This is a genomic window from Flavobacterium sp. DG2-3 (assembly GCF_030730925.1).
GTDB lineage: Bacteria > Bacteroidota > Bacteroidia > Flavobacteriales > Flavobacteriaceae > Flavobacterium.
Map to the genome: position 1 here is coordinate 11,926 of NZ_JAVAMB010000004.1, position 25,176 is coordinate 37,101.

Genomic DNA, 25,176 nt, shown 5'->3' on the forward strand with positions numbered 1-25,176 from the left:
TTGGTTGTGTTGCTTTTGGTTTTTAATAACTGTTTTATTTCTGAACTCAGTTTTAAAAACTGATCGATAATAAAACAAATTCTAATTTTAATTAGAAATCAATATTTATTAAAGTGCCTAGCTTTGAACTCCCTTCAAATGAAGCAATGGTTTTCATAAATATATTTGACTAACAATATTAGTTTTAACAAATATAGATACAAAAAAGATATAAATACATTATTTTGCGTTTTTTAACATAATAAAATTACAAAAACGCAACAAAACGCAAAAAGTATTTTAGATACGTTTAGATTATAAGATAAAAACGCCAGATTTTCTATATTCGTCCAACCTTTCATCTTCAGGATCCAATTCGGTTACAATTGTGTCCAACTGCGTAAGATCGCAAACGCCGTGTGGCATTTTGGTATTTAATTTATTAGAAGCAAACATCGAAACTACTCTGTCAGAAGCTTCTATCATTGCTTTTTTCACTATAGAAATTTCGTAACCCACTTCTGTAAGTCCTTGTTTTATATTGATGCTACTGGCTCCGATAAAACAAATATCGGCTTTAATTTTAGACACCACCTGAATTACATCCATACCTATTGTTACCATTGCATTTTTCTGCATTTTCCCTCCAATAAAAATCAGATCAATATTAGGATGCTGAGATAATTGCATGGCTATTGGCAAGCTATAAGTATATATGGTAGCTTTTAAATCAGCAGGAATTAACTTTGCAAAAACCAAATTTGTACTTCCTCCGCTCATTATAATAACCTGATCGTCATGAAGTAAAGACAATGCTTTTGTTACAATTTTCTTTTTCTCCTCTTCAGAAGTTATCGCAATGTCAAATACATTTGCAGGTTTTTCTTTAACTTGAACTGCACCGCCGTAGACCTTCTCCAACTGCTTTTTACTGTCCAATTCGTTCAAATCTCTTCTTATAGTATCTTCTGACAAATCGAGAGCCAAAGCTAAATCTGTTGTAACAACTTTTTGGTCTTCAATAAGCTTAGTCATTATATATTTATGTCTTTCGGCTTTCAGCATGTTTTTTATAAAAGTTAAAATTCATCACAAATATATCAAATATTTCAAATTATATCAGAAAAGACCCTTAAAACTGCAAAATCATGCATTTATTAAATTTTTAAAATAAATCAAATAAATAATTCGAATCAAAATTTGCGTTATTTTGCGTTATTTAAAATTATTTTCGAAAAATAATACAAAATAACGCATTTGTATGCAATAATTAAATATATTTGCTCAACAACAACCATAAAAAACCAGATTAATCATGAAAAAATTACTCTTTATTTCAGTGTTGTTTTTGTGCATTCAAACAGTATTTGGACAAGCAAAAACGGTTACTGGAACAGTAAAAAACAAGAAGGATGGCTTTCCTCTTCCTGGAGTTAGTGTCCTTATTCAAGGAACATCAAATGGCACAACTACAGATTTTGATGGAAACTACAGCATTAGTGTTGCTTCTGGACGAAGCCTTAGCTTTAGCTACATGGGTTTTGAAACTGCAGTAGTGAAAGTTGAGGGACAACAGAAAATCAACGTTGACATGGCAGAAAGCGCTGCAAAGTTAGATGAAGTAGTTGTCGTGGGATTCTCTTCGCAAAAGAAAGCAAATCTTACTGGTGCAGTTGCTAAAGTTGATGTAAAAAAAGCTTTAGGAAGTATTCCTGTTACAGATATTACAAAAGGTCTTCAGGGAACTACTCCAGGACTTAATATTACTTATAATTCAGGTAGCATCGGTAAACAATCCAAAATAAATATTCGTGGAGCCGGAACTATTGTAAACGGAGAGGTTTCAGGATCGCCACTTATTTTAGTTGACGGTGTTCCGGGTGATCTTTCTTTATTAAATGCAGAAGATGTTGAATCTATGTCTGTTCTTAAAGATGCTGCCTCTGCTTCTATTTATGGTGCACGTGCTGCATTTGGAGTTATATTGGTTACAACTAAAAGCGGTAAAAACGCAAAAGGTAAAGTACGATTTGCATATAGTGTAAATACTGGTATTAGCAACCCAATTTCTTTGATTCAATTTAATGATCCTACAGTAGAGCTTCCTGCCATGATCGAGGCACAAGCTAGAGCGGGTAATGCCAATCCAGAGTCTTTTGGAATGAATTACAAAACATTATTGCCAGGTATTATTAACTGGAAAGAAAAATATGCTGCAACAAGAAATCCTAATGATAAAAATATGATTTTAGGAGAGGATTTTGACGTAATTGGTGGTAGAGAATATTTTTACAGAATCTGGGATCCGCACGCTGAAATGCTAAAAAAGAATGCTATACAAACGCTTCACAATTTATCAGCTCAAGGTTCTTTGGGAGAAAAAAGTTCGTTTATTGTTTCATTAGGTCTTGCTAATCAAGATGGTGTAATGAAAATTAATACCGAAACCAATCAAAGATTCAGTCTTAATATGGGTATGACTACTCAATTAACAAGCTGGCTTACTGGAGATTTTAAAGTATTGGGAACTTTTCAAGAATATAATTCTCCTTTTAACTACTATAACAACGGTGTTGATACGGCTGGAAATGGATATTTTGGATACTACATGCGTTGGGGTTCTTATTTCCCTTATGGTACTTACAATGGCACTTATTTCAGACATGCGCCAGGTTATATGGCAAACGCATCTCAAAATGAGAATAAGTCAAATGATATGAGGATAAGCGGAAAACTTACTGCTCAAATTACAAAAGACTTTAATCTTATTGGAGAATATAGTATAAACAATAATTTTTCGAGCCTTAAAATGAATGGTGGACAAGTGCCGCTTTGGGACTGGTGGACAAGTGCTGCTGACTTAGTTGCAGGAAAACCTACCTCTATGGAAGTTGGAAATGATTTTGTTGCGCAAGCTAAAACATCTTACACTAGAAATGTAGCCAATATTTATGCAAATTATACTAAAACTTTGGGTGAAAACCACAACTTTAAAGCATTAGGCGGTTTAAACACGGAGTGGTACGATCAAGAAAGAACCTATGCGCGTAGAAATACACTTTTGGATAAAAACAAACCAGAATTTAATCTAGCTATTGGTGATCAATTTACTGCACCTCTTGTGGCTAATGATATCTTAAACCCAGGTTTATCAAGATATGCTATTGCCGGATTCTTTGCACGTGTGAATTATGACTACAAAGGAAAATATCTTTTGGAGGTAAACGGACGTTATGACGGTTCGTCAAAATTCCCTACAAATGAGCAATGGGGATTCTTCCCTTCTGCTTCTGTTGGATACAGAATTTCGGAAGAAGCTTTCATGGAAGGTACAAAAAGCTGGTTAAATGATTTAAAAATTAGAGGATCTGTCGGTTCAATCGGAAATCAGAATATTGCTAACAATGCCTTTTTACCAGTTATGACGAATGTTACTACTAATCCTAACCCTTATTGGATAGGAAGCGGTTCAACTGTTCCTCCAACTGTGAATCAGCCAACAAACGTTGATCCGAATTTAACTTGGGAAAAAGTAACGACTCAGGATATTGGTATTGATATTCGTATCTTTAATATGCTTGGATTAACTTTTGACTATTATCAAAGAGATACTAAAGGAATGTTAGCTCCTGGTAAAACACTTCCTGGTTCATTTGGTCAGGCTGCTGCTAATACAAATTCTGGAAACTTAAGAACAAAAGGTTGGGAGCTTGCGCTTAACTTTAACAAACAAATTAACCAAAACATTAGCGTTTATGCAGATTTAACGCTTTCTGACAATACTACTGAAGTAACAGAATGGAACAACTCTGCGAAACTGATCTCAACTACATCTTTTTACGCAGGTCAAAAATTGGGCGAAATCTGGGGATTAGAAACAGATCGTTTGATTCAAACTACAGATCAAATTGATGCAACTGGATTAATCGTAAATGGTGTTGATTATAAAAATATTAGAACTGGTGCTTTCAAATTTGGCGCTGGAGATGTAATGTATAAAGATTTAGATGGCGATGGTGTAATCTCAAGAGGAGACGGAACAGCTCTTAAACCTGGAGATTTAAAAGTTATTGGAAATACAACTCCTCGTTACCAATACGGAATTCGTTTAGGAGGTGCTTTATACGGATTTGACATTGATGCTTTCTTTCAAGGAGTTGGTAAACGTGAATACTGGGCAACTTCTGATTTAGTATTGCCATTCTACAATAGAACAGATGCTATGTATGTAAACCAGAATGATTACTGGACACCAGAAAACACAGATGCTTATTTCCCTAATCCGTACCCTAACCATGCTGGAAATGCTTTTGGAACTTATGCACCTGGATCTAACAACTTTGTGGCACAGTCACGTTATTTATTAGACATGTCTTATTTACGTTTAAAATCTGTAACGATTGGATATACTTTTCCTAAAAGCATTACCGAAAAAATCGGAATCGATAAAATTAGACCATATGTTTCTGGCTTAAACTTAGCGACTTGGAAAAGCAGCAAATTACCAGTAGATCCTGAGATTAATGAAACTGAAGCGGCATGGGGAAGAACTTTCCCTTATTCTAAAACGATATCATTTGGTATTCAACTTGCTTTCTAAAAAGGTATTTAAAATTTAAAAAATTAATCAAAATGAGAAAATATATAACAAACTCTAGGATAAAACTAACAGTTGCCTTGTTCGCTATTGCAAGTGTAACAGTTAGCTGTTCAGATTTTTTGGACACGCCACCTGAAGATGTGTTTACAGATGACAATTTCTGGACTTCAGAAAACAACGTAAAAACATTCTCTTGGTTGAACTATAATACCTTTAACGGTTATGGAAATAATGCAGGTATTACAGCTGACTTCTATTTTCATTCAGGAACAGGTTTAATAGATGACAATTTAGCGAATAACGTTTTTACCAACTTTCCAACGGCTCCAAATGCAACTAATGCAAACTGGAACGAATACTATACTTTGGTTCGTCGTTGCAATCTTATGCTAGCAAGAGTTCCTAATGTGCCAATGGATCAGGCAAAGAAAAATCACTACATAGGTGTTGCTAAATTCTTTAGAGCGCATACTTATTTCCGTTTGGCACAGCAGTTTGGCGATGTTCCTTATACAGATGAATATTTGTCTCAAAGTGATGCTAACGTATATAAGCCAGCTTTATCAAGAGCAGAAGTGGTTGACAATGTAATTAAAGATTTGGAAGAAGCAATTCCGATGTTATTAAACGTTGATGACAGCAATGTTACTGTAAATAAATATACTGCTTATGCCTTATTAAGCCGCGTGTGTTTAAGTGAAGGTACTTACAGAAAATACAATGGTGGACAGAATGGAAATGCTTATCTTCAGAAAGCAAAAGACGCTTCTTTAGCAGTAATGAACAATAATTTGTACAAATTAAACGCAGACTGGAAATCACTTTATAATTCTGTCGAATTATTAGGAAATGCTGAAGTAATCTTGACAAAGAGATATATTAAAGGTGTTTTAGGAAATTCTGTTCAAGCCTATACCAATACTTCTACAGTTCAAAACGGGTTGACAAAATTTGCTGCACAAAGTTATGTAACGACTAATGGATTGCCAATCAAACAAGCGGGCAATACTCAATATTTAGGCGATAACACTATTGCCAATACTTTTGCCAACAGAGATCCGCGTTTTGCTAAAGCATTTAGCAATGTAGATTATGCTTATTCTGATAAACCTTATACTGGTTTGACCTCTATTACGGGTTATGTGTTCCAGTTATACAACAATCCTGCTACAACAGGTACGGAGGTTTCAACAATTGGCCAAAATCAAATTGACGCTCCAGTTTTCACACTAAGCGAAGTGTATTTAAATTATGCTGAAGCTTGTGCAGAATTAGGAACGATCACAACTGCAGATCTTAATTTGTCTATTAACAAAGTTCGTACACGTGCAGGAATTGCTACTTTGACCACAGATGGTACAAATGCTTCTGCTAACGGAGTACAAATAGATGATCCACAAAGAACAGCAGCATTAGAACAAATTTCAGGAATTGTTAATCCAATTATATGGGAGATTCGTCGTGAGCGCAGAATCGAGTTTATGAGCTGGACTACGATGAGAAAAGAAGATCTTATGCGTTGGAAAAAAGGAGATTACTTAGATACAAATGCTAATCCTGATGTTGCTTTAGGAGCTAAAATTCCTGCCTTGATAGGAACTAATTCTAAAACAAAAGTAAATGCAGAAGGATATGTAATTCCTTACGCTGCAGGTGTTACAAGACCATTTGTTTCTCCAAAAAATTACTTAACTGCTATACCTACAAATGACATCAGTTTATACGCTGCCGAAGGTGTAGAATTAAAACAAAATCCAGGCTGGTAATACACTTAAAAACCAGATTGCCCCATATTAAACTGCCTCTGAAATGAGAAATTTTAGAGGCAGTATTTTAAAATACTCTTTTTTAAACAAAACGAGACTGATAAAAAAGACCCAATAAAATTTCGCCCTGAAAATTCATGTTTTCAATCTTAGTTTTTTAGATTCCCCAATCTACTTTAAACATTCATATATACTCCGATAAAATAGTAATTTTATTAGTCCATTTTGTCTTAACTAATAAACTGTATTTAAAATGATAAAATTTATAGCAAAAAGCGCTTTTGTTGCAGCCTTTCTATTTTCTGCACCGTCCTATTCGACGGTAAATCGATCAATGGAAAGTAATAGTTCAGAAGAAATTAATTACGCTGCAATAAAAACCGGAGCCGATAATTACGAAAAATATTTACCTCTTTTAAAAGATAAAAAAGTTGGAATTGTAACTAATCAGACTGGGATTTTAACCAATAAAACTCATGTGGTTGATTTTCTTTTGGAGAAAAAAATCGCAATTCAAACTATTTTTGCTCCCGAACACGGATTTAGAGGAACAGCCGATGCTGGAGAACATGTTGTAGACGGAAAAGATCCGAAAACGGGTTTGCCAATTATCTCGCTTTATGGTGACAACAAAAAACCAAAACCAGCGCAGTTAGCTGGTCTTGACGTTATGATTTTTGACCTTCAGGATGTGGGCGCGCGATTCTACACCTACATTTCTTCGCTGCATTATGTGATGGAAGCTTGTGCAGAAAATAATATTCCGCTTATCGTTTTAGATCGTCCAAATCCAAATGGTGCTATTGTAGACGGACCTCTTTTAGAAAAAGAATTTACAAGTTTTGTAGGCATGCACCCTATTCCGCTCCTTCACGGAATGACAATTGGTGAGTACGCGCAAATGGTAAATGGACAAAAATGGCTGAAAGATGGCGCTCAATGCAAACTAACCGTTATTCCTTGTGTTGATTATAAAAGAACAATGCCATATAGTTTATTGGTAAAACCGTCTCCGAATTTGCCTAACGACCAATCGATAAATCTATATGCGAGTTTATGCCTTTTTGAAGGAACAAACGTGAGTATGGGACGCGGAACCGAAAAGCAATTTCAAATTTATGGATCTCCTTATTTAACTAAAACAAATTTCAGCTTTACGCCGAAACCAAATTTTGGGGCAAAAGATCCTTTATATAACGGGAAAGAATGTTTTGGCGAAGACTTAACAGCGTATCCAAAACTAAAACAGCTAGAATTAAAATGGCTGATTAAAGCCTACCAAAACACCAGCGACAAAACAAAATTCTTTAATGGATTTTTTACGAAACTGGCTGGAACAAAAAAATTACAGCAGCAAATTGAAAGCGGTGTTTCTGAAAGTGAGATCAGAAAAACATGGCAAAAAGACCTTGAAGCTTTCAAAAAAATGCGAAAACAGTATTTAATTTATTAGTTTTTTAAACACATAGAAACATAGAATTTCTATTTTCTGAAAAAAGAGTTTAGAAGAGAAACTCGTTTCTCCACACATAGCTAGACGTTTCCAACTTTGTCAAAGTTTAAAACTTTGACAAAGTTTCACACAACAACTATGTGCATTAAGATAAGTGAAACGTCTTTTACACATTACAAAAAACTATGTCTCTATGTGTTAAAAAAAGTACACATAGCTATGTGCATTAATGCAAGTGAAACGCCTTTTGCACACTACAAAAAGCTATGTCTCTATGTGTTTAAAAAAACATTCTGTATAAAAATATCAAAATTGTAAATCCAGAATATGGATTTCAAAAATCAAAAAAAAGAAAAATGAAAAATAAAAATCCTGAAACTGAACAAGAATCTTTGTACAAAGACTTGGATCAAATGAGCGTGAAAGAACTTCTTACCAACATTAATACAGAAGACAAAAAAGTTCCGCATATTATTGAAGAACAGATTCCTAAAATAGAAAAACTAGTTAAAGCCATTGTAAAAAAAATGCAGTTGGGCGGAAGATTATTTTATATCGGAGCAGGAACTTCTGGGCGAATCGGAATTTTGGATGCATCAGAATGTCCGCCTACTTTTGGCGTTTCGCATGATATGATTATCGGAATTATTGCAGGTGGAGACACTGCGATTAGAAAAGCGGTTGAAAACGCCGAAGACGATACCGAACAAGCTTGGAAAGATTTAGCCAAATTTGAAATTTCTAGCTTAGATATGATTATCGGAATTGCGGCTTCTGGAAACACGCCTTACGTTTTAGGTGCTCTTAAAAAAGCAAAAGAACACAATATCAAAACAGGAAGTATTTCTTGCATCAGCAACGGACTTATTGCACAAGAAGCAGATTATCCTATCGAACTAATTGTAGGCCCTGAATTCTTAACAGGAAGCACGAGAATGAAAGCAGGAACGGCTCAAAAATTGACTTTGAATATGATTTCTACTTCGGTAATGATCAAACTTGGGAAAGTAAAAGGCAACAAAATGGTTGATATGCAATTGTCTAATGAAAAATTAGTAAAACGCGCTATCAAAATGATTATGGAAGAATTGGAAATTGAGCATGATCTAGCCGAAGAATTATTGCATAAACACAAAAGCGTGAGAGCTGTTTTAATGGCGCACAGCAAAAATCAGGAAAACTAAAAACCACATTATCAAAATCTTTTATAGATTTATACAAATTCAAAAGCTGGATAAATTCATTTTTTGGAGTTTTTAACACCGACCTGACAGAGTAAAATCCGTCAGGTCAATTTAAAAAAGTCTCTTTATTTAAATTTAACATATAGCTAAACTATGTGCATTTAAATTAGTGAAACGCCTTTTTAAATTTGTATAATCTATGTTTCTATGTGTTGAAAACAATTAAACCAAACAGATTTAGATAATTTATAAAAAACCAAAAAACTACCAAATTATAAAATGACACCAAGTACCATTCTTCTATTAATTATAATTTATTTCGGAACCTTATTTTATATCTCACACAGAGTGAGCAAAAAAGACAGTGGAAATGAAGCTTTCTTTACAGCCAATAAAAATTCAAAATGGTATTTAGTTGCTTTCGGAATGATTGGAACAGCACTTTCAGGAGTGACTTTCATTTCGGTTCCTGGAGAAGTTGGCGCTGCCAGCGGAGAGCAATTCAAATATTTTCAGTTTGTTTTGGGTAATGCCTTAGGTTTTATCGTCATAACCAAATTATTATTGCCTCTGTATTATAGAATGAATCTGACTTCTATTTATGGTTATATAGAACAGAGAATGGGCGTTTTTAGCTATAAAACAGCCGCTTCTATTTTCTTAATCAGCCGTACAATCAGCTCGGCTTTTAGACTTTATTTGGTTGTCATTGTTTTACAGCGTTTTGTGTTTGACTTTTATAATATTCCGTTTGCTTTTACGGTTATGATTTCTTTACTATTAATTTTCTCTTATACCTACAGAGGCGGATTAAAAACGATTATTATTACTGATACTTTACAGACTTTCTTTTTAGTTACTTCTGTTTTCTTAACGATTTACTTCATCTGCGACCGAATGGATTTAGGTGCCATCACCGCTTTTGAAGAAGTAAAAAACAGTAATTATTCTAAGATATTTTTCTTCGATGATTTTATGGGAAGTAAGTTTCATTTCGTCAAACAAATCTTAGGCGGAATGTTCGTAACTATAGCTATGACGGGATTAGATCAGGATTTAATGCAAAAAAACCTGAGCTGTAAAAACATTGGCGAAGCACAAAAAAACATGTTCACTTTTACAGGAATCTTTGTCATCATCAATATTTTCTTTTTGAGCGTTGGAGCGTTATTATACATCTACGCCAACAAAAACGGAATCGCTGTTCCAACAGATTTAGTGACAGGGAAACCAAGAACCGATTTGTTATTTCCAGAAATTGCTTTAAATCACTTGGCGCTTGTTCCTGCAATTGTATTTTTATTGGGAATTATTGCGGCGACTTTTGCTACGACAGATTCAGCTTTAACAGCTTTAACCACTTCTTTCTGTGTTGACTTTTTAGGAATGGACAAAGCAGAAAACAGTCAAAAGAAAAACACCGTGAAGATTAGACATTTGGTACACATCAGTTTTTCCATTTTAGTCTTTTTTATCATCTTGATTTTTAATGCCATAAACGACAGTTCTGTTGTCGGCATGATCTTCAAAGTGGCTTCGTATACTTATGGTCCGTTATTAGGATTATACGCTTTTGGCTTATTCCAAAAATCAAGAAATGTAAATGACAAATTAGTGCCAATAATCTGTTTATTGTCTCCATTTTTCACTTATTTAATTAATGAAAATTCGAAAACGCTATTCGGAGGATATGTTTTTGACAATGAATTAATCGTATTAAACGGATTAATAACATATCTAGGATTATATATTACAAGCTCTAAAACGAGCGAAAAAATAAGCTTCTAATCCAGCTTATCAATATTGATGAATCAATTTGGGTTTAATAGTAAAACTCAAATTGATTTTTAAAAATAATTATATGAAAAATTCATTCCTAAAAATCAGTTTATACGCCATTTTTATATTTTTAATAACCAATTGCGCTTCTAAAAAAAATACCGTAACCGATGCCAAAAAGGATCTTCCTGTAAAAGACACCGTTGTTTACGTTCAAAAAAATAGTGCCGAGAAAAAAACTTTCTTTAAAGATTCTGATAAAGAAACCGCTTGGGTTGACAGCATTTACAATAAAATGACAGTGCAGGAAAAAATTGGCCAGCTGTTTATGGTTTCTGCTTATTCGAATAAAGATTCTGTACACGTTAATCAGATTAGCAAACTGATCGAAGATTATAAAATAGGAAACGTTATTTTCTTTCAAGGCGGACCCGTTCGTCAAGCAAAATTGACCAATTTATATCAGTCTAAAGCAAAAGTGCCTTTAATGATCGGAATCGATGCCGAATGGGGATTAGCCATGCGTTTAGACTCCACTTATCGTTATCCTTGGAATATGACTTTGGGCGCGATCCAGGATTTGAGTTTAATTGAAAAAGTGGGAAGAAATATGGCTGCCGAAAACAAAAGAATTGGCGTTCATTTCAACTTTGCTCCTGTTTTGGATATTAATACGAATCCTAAAAACCCAATTATCGGAAACCGTTCTTTTGGTGAAGATAAAGTAAATGTAACCGAAAAAGCTTTAGCCTTAATGAAAGGAATTCAAGGCAATGGCGTTTTCTGTACGGGGAAACATTTTCCAGGTCACGGCGATACTTCAACCGATTCGCATAAAGCTTTACCTACCGTTGATTTTTCTAAAGAAAGAATGGATTTGGTTGAATTATATCCGTACAAAAAATTATTTGATGAAGGTTTGGCTTCTGTTATGGTCGCGCACCTTAATATTCCGAGTTTAGAATCGCAGCCAAATTGCCCGTCATCGGCTTCTTATAATGTGGTGACGAATCTGCTTCAAAAAGAATTAGGTTTCAACGGATTGATTTTTACAGACGGTTTAGCGATGAAAGGCGCTGCCAATTTTAAAGGCCCAGGCGATTTGGAAATTGCCGTTCTTTTGGCTGGAAATGATATTTTGCTTTGTCCAGAAAATGTTCCTGTAGCTTTCCAGAAACTAGAAGTAGCTTACAACGAAAATGTAATTACTGAAGAAAGATTAGCACATTCGGTTAAAAAAATATTGCATTTCAAATACAAAGCAGGCTTAAATAAATACAAACCGATCGATTTAAATAATTTGGTTGAAGATTTAAATCCGACTCAAAATGATGCGCTTCATTATAAATTATACGAAAATGCGATTACGGTTTTAAAAAACGAAAAAGAAATTCTTCCGATAAAAGATTTAAGCGAAAAAATTGCATACATCAAATTGGGCGAAGATACCAACAGTACTTTCCTTTCTACCTTAAAAAAATATACCAATATTACAGAAGTGAAAGACACCAATTTGGATAGTTTAAATAAGGAATTGAGAAAATTTGACAAGGTTATTATCAGTTATCATAAAGTAAATAAAGCTTGGGAAAAACAAGAATTTACTTTAACCGAAATGCTTTGGCTGAAAGAAATTGCAAAACACAACGATGTAATTTTAGACATTTTTGCAAAACCGTATTCGCTATTATCGATCCAAGATTTTGATGATATTGAAGGATTGGTTGTTTCGTATCAAAACTCAGATATTAGCCAAGTGGTTTCGGCAGAATTGCTTTTTGGAGCCATCGCAGCCAAAGGAAAACTGCCTGTTTCTATAAATGATGCCTTTCATGTAAACGATGGTTTAACTACCGAAAAACTAAACCGACTTGCTTTTACAGCTCCAGAAAATGCTGGAATGAATCCTGCCGTTTTATCTAAAATAGATGCTGTCGCGCAAAAAGCAATTGACGGAAAAATGGCGCCAGGAATGCAGGTTTTGGTAGCGAGAAAAGGAAACGTAATTTTTCAGAAATCGTACGGAGCACAAACCTACGATAACGGAAAAAAAGTAACTGATTCTGATCTGTACGATGTGGCTTCGATTTCAAAAATGATTTCGACACTGCCAAATGTGATGCAATTGTATGATAAAGAAAAAGTTACGCTAGACACCAAACTAAAAGATATGGTGCCATTTTTTGCCAAGACCAATAAAGAAAACATCACTTTCAAAGATTTATTAAACCATTACGCGGGACTTCAAGCTTGGATTCCGTTTTACAAAGCGACATTGGACAGCAACAATCAGCCTTCTGAAAAATATTATAGAAAAATAGCAGGTCCAGGTTTTACGACCAAAGTTGCCGAGAATCTTTATATAAGAAATGATTATCACGATACGATTATGAAAATCATTGCTGATAGTCCGATTTCTCCAAAAAAAGAATACAAATACAGCGATTTTACTTTTATTATTTTAAAAGAATATTTAGAAAGAAAAACACATAAAAAGTTGGAAGATCTGAGCAAAGAAAACTTCTATAGCACATTAGGAATGACCAATACGCTTTATAATCCGCTGGACCGATTTGACAAAAGCAATATTGCACCAACTGAAATTGATAATTATTTCAGACATCAAGTAATTCAAGGTTATGTGCATGACATGGCTGCCGCAATGGAAGGCGGAGTGGCAGGTCATGCCGGAATTTTTTCGAACAGTATGGATGTAGCCAAAATGATGCAACTGTTTTTACAAAAAGGAAATTACGGCGGTATTCAATATTTTTCTCCGCAAACTTTTGATTCTTTCAATACCTGCTATTACAAAAATGAAGGTGTTCTAAGAGGTTTAGGATTTGACAAAAGAGTTCACAAAGGCGGCCCAACCTGCGACTGCGTTTCTGAAGCAAGTTTCGGACACACTGGTTTTACAGGAAACATGGCTTGGGCAGATCCAGAAACCGAAATTGTGTATGTTTTTCTATCCAACAGAACATATCCTGAAGTGGTAAACGACGAAAATAAATTAGCCAAAGGAAAAATCAGAGAAGAAATTCAGCAAATAATTCAAGATGCAATTGTAAAATAATAGAATCTTTCTTCTTGCATCTTGCATCTCAAAAATCTAACATCTAAAATATTTAACCATGACAAAAGAACGTTTAACCTCACTCGATGTCTTTAGAGGATTTACCATTTTCTTGATGACTATCGTCAACAATCCGGGAAGCTGGTCATCTATTTATCCGCCTTTAGAACACGCCGAATGGCATGGCTGCACGCCTACTGACTTAGTTTTCCCGTTTTTTGTTTTTATAATGGGAACAGCGATTCCGTTTGCAATGCCTGTAAAACATTTTGACGGAAGCGTTTTCAATAAAATCTTAGTCCGTTCCCTTCGAATTTTCTGCTTAGGATTGTTTTTAAGCGTTTTCAGCAGAATACATCTTTTTGGTTTAGAAGGAATTCCATTGTTAGGATTAAGATTGGTTATTGCCTTTGCAGTGGCGTATGCGCTCTTAGGAAACTTCACCATGAAAGTGAAAACTATTCTTGCAGTAGGAATCTTTATAATACTAATTGGACTTTCATTTAGTGGATTAGAACATTTTGAAGACACTAGAATTCCTGGCGTTTTACAGCGAATTGCCATTGTGTATTTCTTTACTTCCATTTTGTATTTAAAAACCAATTTAAAAACACAGCTTTTAGTTTTAGCGACACTTTTAATCGGATATTGGCTTTTAATGGCTTTTGTTCCCGTTCCAGGATTTGGTCCTGCCAATTTCGATAAAGGAACCAATCTTGCAGCTTGGGTAGACGATACTCTTTTAAACGGTCATTTATGGGCATCGTCTAAAACTTGGGATCCAGAAGGAATCTTGAGCACGCTGCCAGCCATTGGAACTGGAATTTTAGGAATGTATATCGGACAGCTTTTAAACTTATCGGTTACCAAAATAGAAATCGTAAAAAAGACGGCTATCACAGGAGTTGCGTTAGTAATTGGCGGTTTAATTTGGAACATCTTCTTCCCTATCAACAAATCGCTTTGGACAAGTTCTTATGTTTTATACACAGCGGGAATTGCAACTATTTCATTGACACTTTTATACTACATAATCGATATTAAAGGCTATAAAAAATGGACGAAATTATTCTTGATTTGGGGCGTAAATCCAATGATTGTGTTTTTCTTTTCTGGAGTAATTCCGAGAGTTTTGAGTTCGATAAAAGTCGCTGATCCAGAAAATGTTGGAGAAGAAATCGGTCTTCAAGCCTACATTTACGATCATGCAATTGTGCCTTGTTTTGAAAATCCGCTGAATGCTTCGCTGGCTTATGCTTTGTCTTATGCGGTTTTCTGGTCGTTTATTTTATGGATTTTCTACAAAAAGAAACTGATTTTTAAAGTGTAATCTAATATTCCGTAGGAATATCTCATCGGTAGAAAAATAATATATAGTTTTCCATTGTGTTCCGTAGGAACACCTGATTTTAGGAGCGCTATTTTATTAATCAAACGTTCCTAACGGAACGATAACCACAATTCCAAATTGTTCTACCAATGAAACATTCCTACGGAATGAATTGTTTCTGAAAAAAAATAATTTCAGCCGGACCTACATAATTGTTTGTTAGTTATGTTTTCTGATGCTTGTATAATGGAACTGCTTTTCTTTTCTAAAAATTTTAAGAAAAGCAGTATCTTGCCGTACTAATCAAAGCATCAGATTTTAAATTATGGATAGTCCGGTTGAAATTCCTTTTAAAAGCTTTATTCAGCTTAAACCAGAGGAAAGCACTGCAATATACCTGCAGTTGGTTTTTGAGTTCATCAAAGCCATACAAACAGGTTTTCTTCCTGAAGGCACCAAACTTCCCGGCACACGAATTTTATGCAAAGTCCTTTCTGTAAACCGAAATACTTTAATCAAAGCTTTTCAAGATTTAGAATCTCAAGGCTGGATTGAAACACTTCCGAATAAGGGAACTTTTATCCTTTCGCAGCAAAAACAGAAAAACAAAGCAGAATTTACGATTTCGAAAGAGCAAAATTCATCTGAAGAAAATATCGGATTTAGTTTTCAGCGTTCAACTATCCTCGAAAATCCAATAGAGATAAGTAATCTTCCGTATCAATTTAATGACGGAATGCCCGATTTAAGATTGGTGCAAACGGATGTTTTGGCAAGATTGTATGTTTCGAAATTAAAAAGAAGAAAAACGTCTAAAACCTACGAGCAGATAGAAATGCGTTCGCATTCGAATTTTAAAACGCACTTTTCTAATTATCTCAATCTTACCCGCGGCATTCGTATTTCCACTTCAAATTTGCTTACCGCAAGCAGTCACGAAATTGCTTTGTATCTGGTTACCAAAGTCCTTATTGCTCCTGGCGACAAAGTGGTTGTTGCTTCTCCAGGTTATTATATGTCAAACATGACGCTGACGAATACAGGAGCACAGATTATTTCTATTCCTGTAAATGAGGACGGAATCGACACGAAACGTTTGAAAGAAATCTGCGAAACATCAAAAATTCGGGTTTTGTATTTAACTTCCAATTATCATTATCCGACGACTATTTCGCTTAGCGCGAAAAAACGAATCGAAGTTTTAGAATTAGCCAATCAATATGGATTTGTGATTCTGGAAGACGATTACGATTTTGATTTTCATTATGATAATAATCCTGTTCTGCCTCTCGCTGCTTTCGATTCGAATCAGAAAGTGGTTTATATTGGTTCTTTCGGAAGATCGCTTCCGTCTGGTTTCAGTTATGGTTTTGTTGCCGCTCCAGCGGAATTTATTAAAGAACTCGAAAAACATCAAAACATTCTAGAACCAAGAATTGATGTGCTCAAAGAACAAGTTTTAACCGAATGGATTACGGAAGGAGAAGTGCACCGTCTTTCTAAAAAAAATAAAAAAATCTATAAAGAGCGCCGTGATTTTTTTGTTGCTGTTTTAAATGAAAAATTAAATGGCAAAATCAAATTTAAGGTTCCGCCTCGTGGATTGGCTATTTGGGTCGAATGGCTGGATCATTTTAATCTGATACAATTTCAGAAAGAATGTTCGAATCATGGTTTGTTTCTGCCAAAAACTATTTTGTATCAAACCAAAAATCTTACTGCGACCCGCTTGGGATTTGGACATTTGGAAATAGAAGAAATGGAAAAAGCGGTGACTATTTTGGGTGAATGTTTGGAGATTGTTTTAGCGAAATGATGTTTATTTTTTAAACACGGAGCATAGAAGCCAAAATTGTATCCCCAAGGTTGAAACCTTGGGCTATGTTTGAATAGGATTGTATTAAAACCATTCTAAGCTATTTTTCAAAACCCAAAAGAGTCATATTTTACTGATAATTATATAATTACACTTTTTAATCCTATAACAAAAAAAGTCTTTTTGAAAGTAACTTTGAAATAGAGTTTAATTTAAATAAAAGGGCTTATGATTTTATATTTACTTATACAGTTAATTCTAGTTGCAATTGGGGCGACATCGGCAATGACTTGGTTTAGTTATGCAGTGTCGAAAAGCTTTAGAGAATTGTATAAAGAGCCTGTTTTATTGAGTTACGCTCTGCAAAAAACAAATATCAGCCTTTCTAAAAAATCACAAGATACTTGGGCATGGCTGATACATTACATTATTGGTTTTCTATTTGTTATGGGATATCACATAGTATGGGTAAAGGATATATTGCCAATTTCGCCACTAAGTGCACTTATTTTAGGTGCTATCAGTGGTGTAATTGGAATACTCAGCTGGATAGTTATATTCAAAATGACCGATCATCAACCCCCCATTGATTTTAAAGGTTATTATATTCAGCTGTTCTTTGCCCATATTATTTTTGGTGTTGTCGCAACGGCTCTATACGCTATTCCGCTAATCTTTTAATACTCGCAAAAGCTTATGTCACTGTCTAAATACAACGAGAAAAGAGATTTTAAACAAACGCGCGAACCGAAAGGAAAAATCGAAAAGTCGGCAAGCGAATTGATTTTTGTGGTGCAGAAACATGCTGCGTCTCATCTTCATTATGATTTTAGACTGGAAATGGATGGGGTTCTAAAAAGCTGGGCCGTGCCAAAAGGTCCATCAATGGATCCAGAAGTAAAACGTCTCGCCATGATGGTCGAAGATCACCCTTACAGTTATAAAGATTTTGAAGGTACAATTCCAGAAGGCAATTACGGCGCAGGAAATGTAATTGTTTGGGATAACGGAACGTATACTTCTGATGAAAAAACAGCTTCAGACGAAAAACAATTATTAAGTGATTTAGCAAAAGGCCGTTTGAGTTTTATTCTAAAAGGCAAAAAACTAAAAGGCGAATTTTCATTGGTCAAACTGCACGGAAAACAAGAAAATGCTTGGCTTTTAATTAAGAAAGATGATAAATATGCTTCTAATGTTGATATTTTAGAAAAAGATAAATCGGTTATTTCTAAAAGAAGTTTGGAACAATTGGAGAAAAATGCTGAAAAACTGGCTTCAAAAACCAAAGAAAAAACCACGCCGAAAACAGCTCAAAAGAAAGCAGTAAAAAAAAAGTCTGATCCAGAAACTGAAAAAGCAACATTCCTAAAACCGATGCTTGCCAGCGTACGCGAAGAACCTTTTGATGATGATGAATGGATTTTTGAAAATAAATACGATGGCTACAGAACCATTGCTGTTATTAACGAACAGGAAGTGGATTTATTCAGCAGAAATGAAATTTCTTTTAATACTAATTTCAAACCTATTGCCGAAGAGCTAAAAAAAATAGATCATAATGTGGTTCTGGATGGCGAAATTGTGGTCGAAAATGAGGCTGGAAAAGCAGAATTTCAACTGCTTCAAAACTACATGAAAACTGGAATTGGCAATCTGAAATATTATGTTTTTGATTTATTGAATCTAGATGGAAATCTCATTACCGAATTATCGCTTTTGGAACGAAAAGAATTGCTTAAAATTCTCTTTAATAAATATTCCTTTTCGAATGTTTTCTATTCGGAACATACAGTCGGCGACGGAATTAAACAATTTGAAAAAGCGGCTAAAAATAAAACAGAAGGCATAATTGCCAAAAGAGCCGACAGCAATTATACTATCAATAAAAGAAGTTCAAACTGGTTGAAAATAAAAACTGCCAACGAAGAAGAAGCCATCATTATCGGAATTACCGAACCTAAAAATTCGAGAAAATATTTTGGCGCCATCCTTTTGGGACAATATAACGGCAAAAAACTGGAATATATTGGTAAATGCGGTACTGGCTTTACAGAAAGTATACTGAAAGATTTATATACTAAATTGAAACCGCTTTTTATAGATAAATCTCTTCTTGACGCGAAAATTCCGCTACGCGATACAATCCAGTGGGTAAAACCAAAAGTGGTTTGTCAGGTTAAATTTTCAGAATGGACACAAGACCAGCATCTAAGACATCCCGTTTATCTCGGAATACGAATAGACAAAAAAGCAGAAGAAGTGCTTTTGTCTTTTAAAAATGAAACTACAGCAAAACTAAACCAAGAAGAAATGACAGTTACAAAAGAAAATAAAGCCCCGATTAAAACAGAAAATGATTTCGATTTGAAAGTCGGAAAAACGGTTTTACATCTTACCAATCAGAATAAAGTTTATTTTCCGAAAGATAAAATCACAAAAGGCGAAATTGTTCAATATTATGATGAAGTTGCAGAACTTATTCTTCCATATTTGAAAGACCGTCCGGAATCGATGAACCGCTTTCCTAACGGAATTGACGGACCAAGTTTTTACCAGAAAGATGTTGATGTCGATAAAATTCCGAAATGGTTGAAAACAAAAAAAATCTTCTCTGAATCAAACAATGCCGATATCGATTATCTGATTTGCAACAATAAAGAAACATTGCTTTATATGGCCAATTTAGGCTGTATCGAAATGAATCCGTGGAATTCTACCATTAAACATATTCAGAATCCGGACTGGCTCGTAATTGATTTAGATCCTGCAAAAGATGATTTTAAACAAGTTGTTCAAACCGCGTTGGTCGTAAAAGAAGTTTTAGACGAATTGGAAACCGAATGTTTGTGCAAAACATCAGGCGCTTCTGGACTTCATATCTACATTCCGCTTGGGGCGCAATACGATTACGATTCTATAAAAATATTAGGCGAACTGATCGCAAAAGAAGTGCAATCGAGACTTCCAGATATTACATCTGTGGACAGAAGCATCAAAAAAAGAAACAACAAATTGTACATTGACTTTTTGCAAAACAGACGCGGACAAACTTTGGCGGCGCCTTATTCTGTTCGTCCAAAACCTGGCGCAACAGTTTCAACGCCTTTAGAGTGGAGCGAAGTGAATGAAAAACTGCATCCGTCGCAATTTACAATTAAAAATGTTTTGCAGCGATTTGAGAAAAGAGGCGATTTATGGAAACCTGTTTTATCCAAAGGCGCCAATATTAAAAAGATTATTCATAAACTAGAAGCAAGCCAGAACAGTTAAGACGATTTTTTCTTTTTGGTCTCTAAACTTGCTTTTAGCATCGACATTAAATCGTCGCTTTGTTTGTGTACGACTTTTAGTTTTGGAGCTGCCTTTTGCGGTTTCCCTTTGGCTTTCTTTTTAATAATATCTAAAAGCTTAGCAGTATATTCGTCTTTATAGCCAGAAATATCAAATTTCTCCGTCAGTTGGTCGATTAGTTTTTCGGCCATATCCATTTCTTTTGTTGCCTTTTTAGACATTGGCGGAAGCTTTAATTCATCTGTGCTTCGAATTTCTTGTTCAAATCGAATTCGATTTAAAACAATAACATTTTTGTACGGTTTTAAAATCGCCAAACTTTCTTTGTTTCGCAACACAAATTTCGTAACGCCAACTTTTCCAGAAGCTTCGAGCGCATCGCGGAGCAATCCGTACGCATTCATCGCGCCTTTGTCTGGTTCGAGATAATACGGCTGTTCGTAGTAAATGCTTTGGATTTCTTTTTCGAAAGCAAAACTTTCAATATCTATTGTTTTGGTTTTAATCGCGTCGGCGGCTTCAAAATCAGAATCTTCTAAAATGACATATTTATCATCTAACTTGTAGCCTTTTACTATATTTCCAAAATCAACCTCTTTACCTGTGTCTTCATTAACACGTTTAAACTTGATGTTGGCATGATCTTTCGCGTCAAGCATATCCATATCTAGACTGCTTTCCTGCACTGCGGAAAACATTTTAATCGGAATATTAATTAATCCAAAACTTACCGAACCTGTCCAAATTGATCTCATGGCTTTTGTTTTTAAATTGAACTCTAATTTAGTCCATCTAAAAAACGTAAGTCTTACAAAATCAAAGATTTGTTTTATAAAGTTATGAGGAAAAAGAGTTATGAATTATGAGTTATGAGTTATGAGTTATGAATTATGACCCTACAAAAACTTGAAACTTGAAACTTGAAACCTCCAAATCTTAAAACCTCTGTCCCTCTGTCCCTTTGTCTCTCTGTCCCTAAAAAATCAATAATAAATACTCAAAATTATTTTTGATTTGGAGCTGTCGATAATCTTTTCTAATTTTTTAAAAAAAGCTTCGCTAACCATTGGACAGCCTTGACTGTTGTAGATATAATAATCCTGTTCTTCATTTGGCACCGCTGAATAAGGATGTAAAACAATTGCCCTTTTTTCGGCGTTGCTATTGGTATCATGCAAACCTTGCAATTTATAGGCTTTACCAAACATTCCGCGATACGATTTTCCAATCGCATAACACCCTAAAGAAGTACATTTAGAATTGGGTTCGTTGCTAAATTTTAGATCTCCTCTTACATTGGTTTCAGATCCAGAGCCATTGGCAACTAGACCTTCTTCAAGAATTTTATTGTTTTCGAGATCGTAAACAAAAAATCTGTTTTTGCCAGATTTAATCTTCATATCGATTAAAAAAGCAATTTTTGTATTGTAGGTATTATTTTTCGAAATTGTATTTTTTACTTCTTGAAGCTGAACGTAAAGACGTTCCATATCAGGACTTATTGGTTCTCCTGAGACTTTACTTTCATTCGGATTTCCAAAGAAAATAAAATAAGAGTAAGCAATCAGACTTAGAATTTTCATTGTAATTGTTCTTAGAAATTAACAGTACAAAATTACTTGCCGTTCTAAAAAACAAATACCTACAAAAGACTGAAAAACAATACAATACGATTTTATTTTATAAAAAAAACAGATGATAAAATCATCTGTCTTTTTATGTTTCAAGTTTGAGGTTTCAAGTGAAACTCATAACTCATAACTCATAATTCATAATTCATAACTCAAATTACCAACCTCTTACCGCTCCACCTTTAAATTGCTCTTCTGCTACTTTTTCTACTTCTGGAGATTGAAAAGCTTGTAAAAACTGTTTTACTTTTTCTTCGTTTTTATTGTCTTCACGGCTCACCACCAAATTCACATAAGGCGATTCTTTATCCTCAATAAACAAAGCATCACGAGACGGAACCAATCCCGCCGCAGAAGCAAACGTATTGTTGATGATGGCGATAGAAACGTTTTCATCATCTAACGCGCGAGGCAATTGAGGCGCTTCTAATTCTAAAATTTTTAAGTTTTTAGGATTACTTACAATGTCAGTCACTTTTGGCAATAAACCAACGCCGTCTTTCAGTTTTAATAATCCGTTTTTCTGTAAAAGCAATAAAGAACGTCCGCCGTTTGTTGGATCGTTTGGAATAATAATCGTGCTTTCGTTCTTCAACTCAGAAAGGCTTTTTATTTTTTTAGAATATCCTGCAATTGGATAAACAAATGTATTTCCGATAATTGCCAATTTGTATCCTCTTTGTTTTGACTGCTCATCCAAATATGGTTTGTGCTGAAAAGCATTGGCATCAATATCACCTTGACTTAAAGCTTCGTTCGGAATTACATAATCGTTGAAAGAAACCAACTCTACTTCTAATCCAAATTTTTCTTTGGCTACTTTTTTTGCCGCTTCAGCTACTTTTAGTTCTGGTCCAGAAGCCACTCCCACTTTAATAAAATGTGGATCATTATTTTTTTTATCGCCTCCGCAATTTGATAAAACAAGTGCTAAAGCAACTACTCCAGCTGTTTTTAAAATATTTAATTTCATAAGATTAACTTTTATATTTTTTTATATTTTGATGAGCCAATTATCTAATTTTCTAATTGACCAATTATCTAATTTTCTAATTATCTATGGTCAAATCGCTTTGATAATTTGTCTCCTGCAAACTGAATTATGAATACTAAAATGACCAATAAAGCTAGAACAGAATTCATCGTCACGGCATCATAACCAATATATCCGTATTGATAACCAACTTGTCCTAATCCGCCTGCGCCAACTGCTCCGCCCATTGCCGAATATCCGACAAGCGTGATTAAAGTAATCGAAGCCGCATTGATTAATGATGGCAATGCTTCTGGCAATAATACTTTATACACAATTTGAAAAGGTGTTGCTCCCAATGCTCTTGCCGCTTCGATTAATCCTGACGGAAGGCTTAGCAAACTATTTTCTACCAAACGTGCAATAAAAGGCGCTGCACCAATACTTAACGGAACCAAGGCGGCACTCACTCCAATTGAAGTTCCCACAATGGCACGCGTAAAGGGAATCATCCAAACGATTAAAATAATGAATGGAATAGAACGAAAAACATTTACTATAACAGATAATGTTCTGTTTAAAACTGGCTGCTCCAGAATTTGGTTTTTACGGGTTAGGAAAAGCAAGATTCCTGTTGGAAGTCCTAATAAAAAACCGAAAAAGCCCGATACAAAAGTCATAACAATGGTTTCCCATGTTCCTTTTAGCAATAAATCTATAATAGAATCAGACATAACCTAAAATTTCTGTTTTAATGTGTTTGGAATTAAAATATTGAATCGCCGCATCGTAATTTTCGCGTTTTCCTGATAATTCAATCAGCATTACACCAAAATTAACTTCGCCTGCCTGATCCATTTGTGCGCTCACGATTTTGAAATCGGTATCAAAAATTCTTGACACTTCTGAAATAACTGGTTCGTTAACCGATTTTCCTGTCATTTCCAATTTCAATAACGGATTTAAAGTTCCGTTATCTTGCTTTTGCAATTTATCCTGATAAACTTCTGGAATATCAATATGAAGAGACGAAGCGATAAATTCTTTTGTCAGTTCGTGTTTTGGATCAGCAAAAATTTCGCCTACGCTTCCCTGCTCTATCAGTTTTCCGTGACTGATTACTGCCACTTCATCACAAATTGATTTTACCACTTCCATTTGGTGTGTAATCAACAGAACCGTAATATTCAGACGTTTGTTAATGTCTTTCAATAAATTTAAAATCGATCTTGTAGTTGCAGGATCTAATGCGCTTGTCGCTTCATCAGACAAAAGCACTTTAGGATTATTGGCTAGAGTTCTCGCAATGGCAACTCTTTGTTTTTGTCCGCCCGAAAGACTTGCTGGATAATCGTTTGCCTTTTCTGCCAGACCCACCAATTGCAATAATTCTAAAACACGCGTTTTGATTTCGTTTTTAGGAGTTCCTGCTAATTCTAACGGAAAAGCCACATTATCAAAAACGGTTCTAGAAGAAAGCAGATTAAAGTGCTGGAAAATCATTCCGATTTGTCTTCTTTCAATTGCCAAATCTGCATTTGACAATTGCATTAGTGCTTTACCATCCACTATAATTTCACCAGAAGTTGGTCTTTCCAATAAATTGACACAGCGAATCAGCGTACTTTTTCCTGCTCCTGAAGTTCCAATTACACCAAAAATTTTCCCTTCAGGAACTCTAAGCGAGACATCAGACAAAGCCGAAACGATCTTGTCTTTCTGATGGAAAGTTTTGGTTACATTTTTTAATTCAATCATTTTTTGAGTTTTAAAAAACAAAAAAGCCTTTCATATATAAGTTGAAAGGCTTTTCGAAATAAATTTTATTATTTTATATATAAGCCAGATCAATAAATACCATAATAGCAACACAGCACATCATACTGTGGCGATAATAATTATTCATTTTCTGGTTCTGTTTCTTCATAGCGAGTGCAAATTTAAATAGTTATTTTCAATTTTAACACATAAATCGTCAAAACTTTTATTTCCCTATCAATTTAGTAGGTTATTTTGAAGGGAATTCCAATTTTGAAAAATCCCAAATTCCAAATGGGGAATGAAAATTCTAATATTTAAATTCCAAACCCCAAATAATCAGAATGAAACTCTTAAATCATTTTCATTAGGACCTCGAAGAGGTCAAATATTTATAAAAGCTCAAAATAGTTGTATGTGCGACCCCGATGGGGTCGTATTACATTATCTTAATATCTTTCTATAAACATATAATCCCTTCGGGATTTCTCGCATCTTGAAAATATTCAAAATGAAAAAAGTCCAAATGGAATGAAA

General features: G+C 34.6%; 16 protein-coding genes. 10 read left to right on the forward strand and 6 right to left on the reverse strand.

The window, feature by feature from the left end:
- Positions 1–294: 294 nt before the first annotated feature.
- Positions 295–1,044, reverse strand: a complete 750-nt coding sequence (locus tag Q9Q97_RS07520; protein WP_306155942.1) for a DeoR/GlpR family DNA-binding transcription regulator — start codon at positions 1,042–1,044, stop codon at positions 295–297.
- 250 nt (positions 1,045–1,294) lie between these two features.
- Here Q9Q97_RS07520 and Q9Q97_RS07525 point away from each other — a divergent pair, with 250 nt between their 5' ends.
- From Q9Q97_RS07525 to ligD, 10 genes are all read left to right on the forward strand, one after another.
- Positions 1,295–4,579 carry a TonB-dependent receptor gene (locus Q9Q97_RS07525; protein ID WP_306155943.1) on the forward strand — a complete coding sequence of 1,095 codons (3,285 nt, stop codon included), beginning with the start codon at positions 1,295–1,297 and terminating at the stop codon, positions 4,577–4,579.
- Positions 4,580–4,611: 32 nt separating this feature from the next.
- Entirely contained in the window at positions 4,612–6,345 is a 1,734-nt protein-coding gene (locus Q9Q97_RS07530; RefSeq protein ID WP_306155944.1) for a RagB/SusD family nutrient uptake outer membrane protein, read from the forward strand.
- 334 nt (positions 6,346–6,679) lie between these two features.
- Positions 6,680–7,798 (forward strand): exo-beta-N-acetylmuramidase NamZ domain-containing protein, encoded by a 1,119-nt coding sequence (locus Q9Q97_RS07535; protein ID WP_371878210.1) that lies wholly within the window; start codon positions 6,680–6,682, stop codon positions 7,796–7,798.
- A 356-nt stretch (positions 7,799–8,154) separates the two neighbouring features.
- Positions 8,155–8,982 carry an N-acetylmuramic acid 6-phosphate etherase gene (murQ, locus tag Q9Q97_RS07540; RefSeq protein ID WP_306155946.1) on the forward strand — a complete coding sequence of 276 codons (828 nt, stop codon included), beginning with the start codon at positions 8,155–8,157 and terminating at the stop codon, positions 8,980–8,982.
- Positions 8,983–9,261: 279 nt separating this feature from the next.
- Positions 9,262–10,770: a sodium:solute symporter gene (locus Q9Q97_RS07545; protein WP_306155947.1), complete on the forward strand. Its 1,509-nt coding sequence runs from the start codon at positions 9,262–9,264 to the stop codon at positions 10,768–10,770.
- 73 nt (positions 10,771–10,843) lie between these two features.
- On the forward strand, positions 10,844–13,837 hold the full coding sequence (locus Q9Q97_RS07550; protein WP_306155948.1) for a glycoside hydrolase family 3 N-terminal domain-containing protein: 2,994 nt from the start codon (positions 10,844–10,846) through the stop codon (positions 13,835–13,837).
- A 58-nt stretch (positions 13,838–13,895) separates the two neighbouring features.
- On the forward strand, positions 13,896–15,167 hold the full coding sequence (locus Q9Q97_RS07555) for an acyltransferase family protein (RefSeq protein ID WP_306155949.1): 1,272 nt from the start codon (positions 13,896–13,898) through the stop codon (positions 15,165–15,167).
- A gap of 325 nt (positions 15,168–15,492) precedes the next feature.
- Positions 15,493–16,983: a PLP-dependent aminotransferase family protein gene (locus Q9Q97_RS07560; RefSeq protein WP_306155950.1), complete on the forward strand. Its 1,491-nt coding sequence runs from the start codon at positions 15,493–15,495 to the stop codon at positions 16,981–16,983.
- A 228-nt stretch (positions 16,984–17,211) separates the two neighbouring features.
- Positions 17,212–17,664: a hypothetical protein gene (locus Q9Q97_RS07565; protein WP_306155951.1), complete on the forward strand. Its 453-nt coding sequence runs from the start codon at positions 17,212–17,214 to the stop codon at positions 17,662–17,664.
- Positions 17,665–17,679: 15 nt separating this feature from the next.
- On the forward strand, positions 17,680–20,256 hold the full coding sequence (gene ligD / locus Q9Q97_RS07570) for a DNA ligase D (protein ID WP_306155952.1): 2,577 nt from the start codon (positions 17,680–17,682) through the stop codon (positions 20,254–20,256).
- Here the strand turns inward: ligD and Q9Q97_RS07575 are convergent.
- From Q9Q97_RS07575 to metN, 5 genes are all read right to left on the reverse strand, one after another.
- Positions 20,253–21,032, reverse strand: a complete 780-nt coding sequence (locus Q9Q97_RS07575) for a Ku protein (protein WP_306155953.1) — start codon at positions 21,030–21,032, stop codon at positions 20,253–20,255. The genes ligD and Q9Q97_RS07575 overlap by 4 nt on opposite strands.
- Positions 21,033–21,260: 228 nt before the next feature.
- On the reverse strand, positions 21,261–21,860 hold the full coding sequence (locus Q9Q97_RS07580) for a murein L,D-transpeptidase catalytic domain-containing protein (protein WP_306155954.1): 600 nt from the start codon (positions 21,858–21,860) through the stop codon (positions 21,261–21,263).
- A gap of 205 nt (positions 21,861–22,065) precedes the next feature.
- Complete coding sequence (metQ, locus tag Q9Q97_RS07585) at positions 22,066–22,881, reverse strand: methionine ABC transporter substrate-binding lipoprotein MetQ (protein ID WP_306155955.1); 816 nt, start codon at positions 22,879–22,881, stop codon at positions 22,066–22,068.
- Between the two features lie 80 nt (positions 22,882–22,961).
- Positions 22,962–23,615 carry a methionine ABC transporter permease MetI gene (locus Q9Q97_RS07590; RefSeq protein ID WP_306155956.1) on the reverse strand — a complete coding sequence of 218 codons (654 nt, stop codon included), beginning with the start codon at positions 23,613–23,615 and terminating at the stop codon, positions 22,962–22,964.
- Positions 23,608–24,639: a methionine ABC transporter ATP-binding protein MetN gene (metN, locus tag Q9Q97_RS07595; RefSeq protein WP_306155957.1), complete on the reverse strand. Its 1,032-nt coding sequence runs from the start codon at positions 24,637–24,639 to the stop codon at positions 23,608–23,610. Before metN ends, Q9Q97_RS07590 begins: the two co-directional genes overlap by 8 nt.
- Positions 24,640–25,176 lie beyond the last annotated feature (537 nt).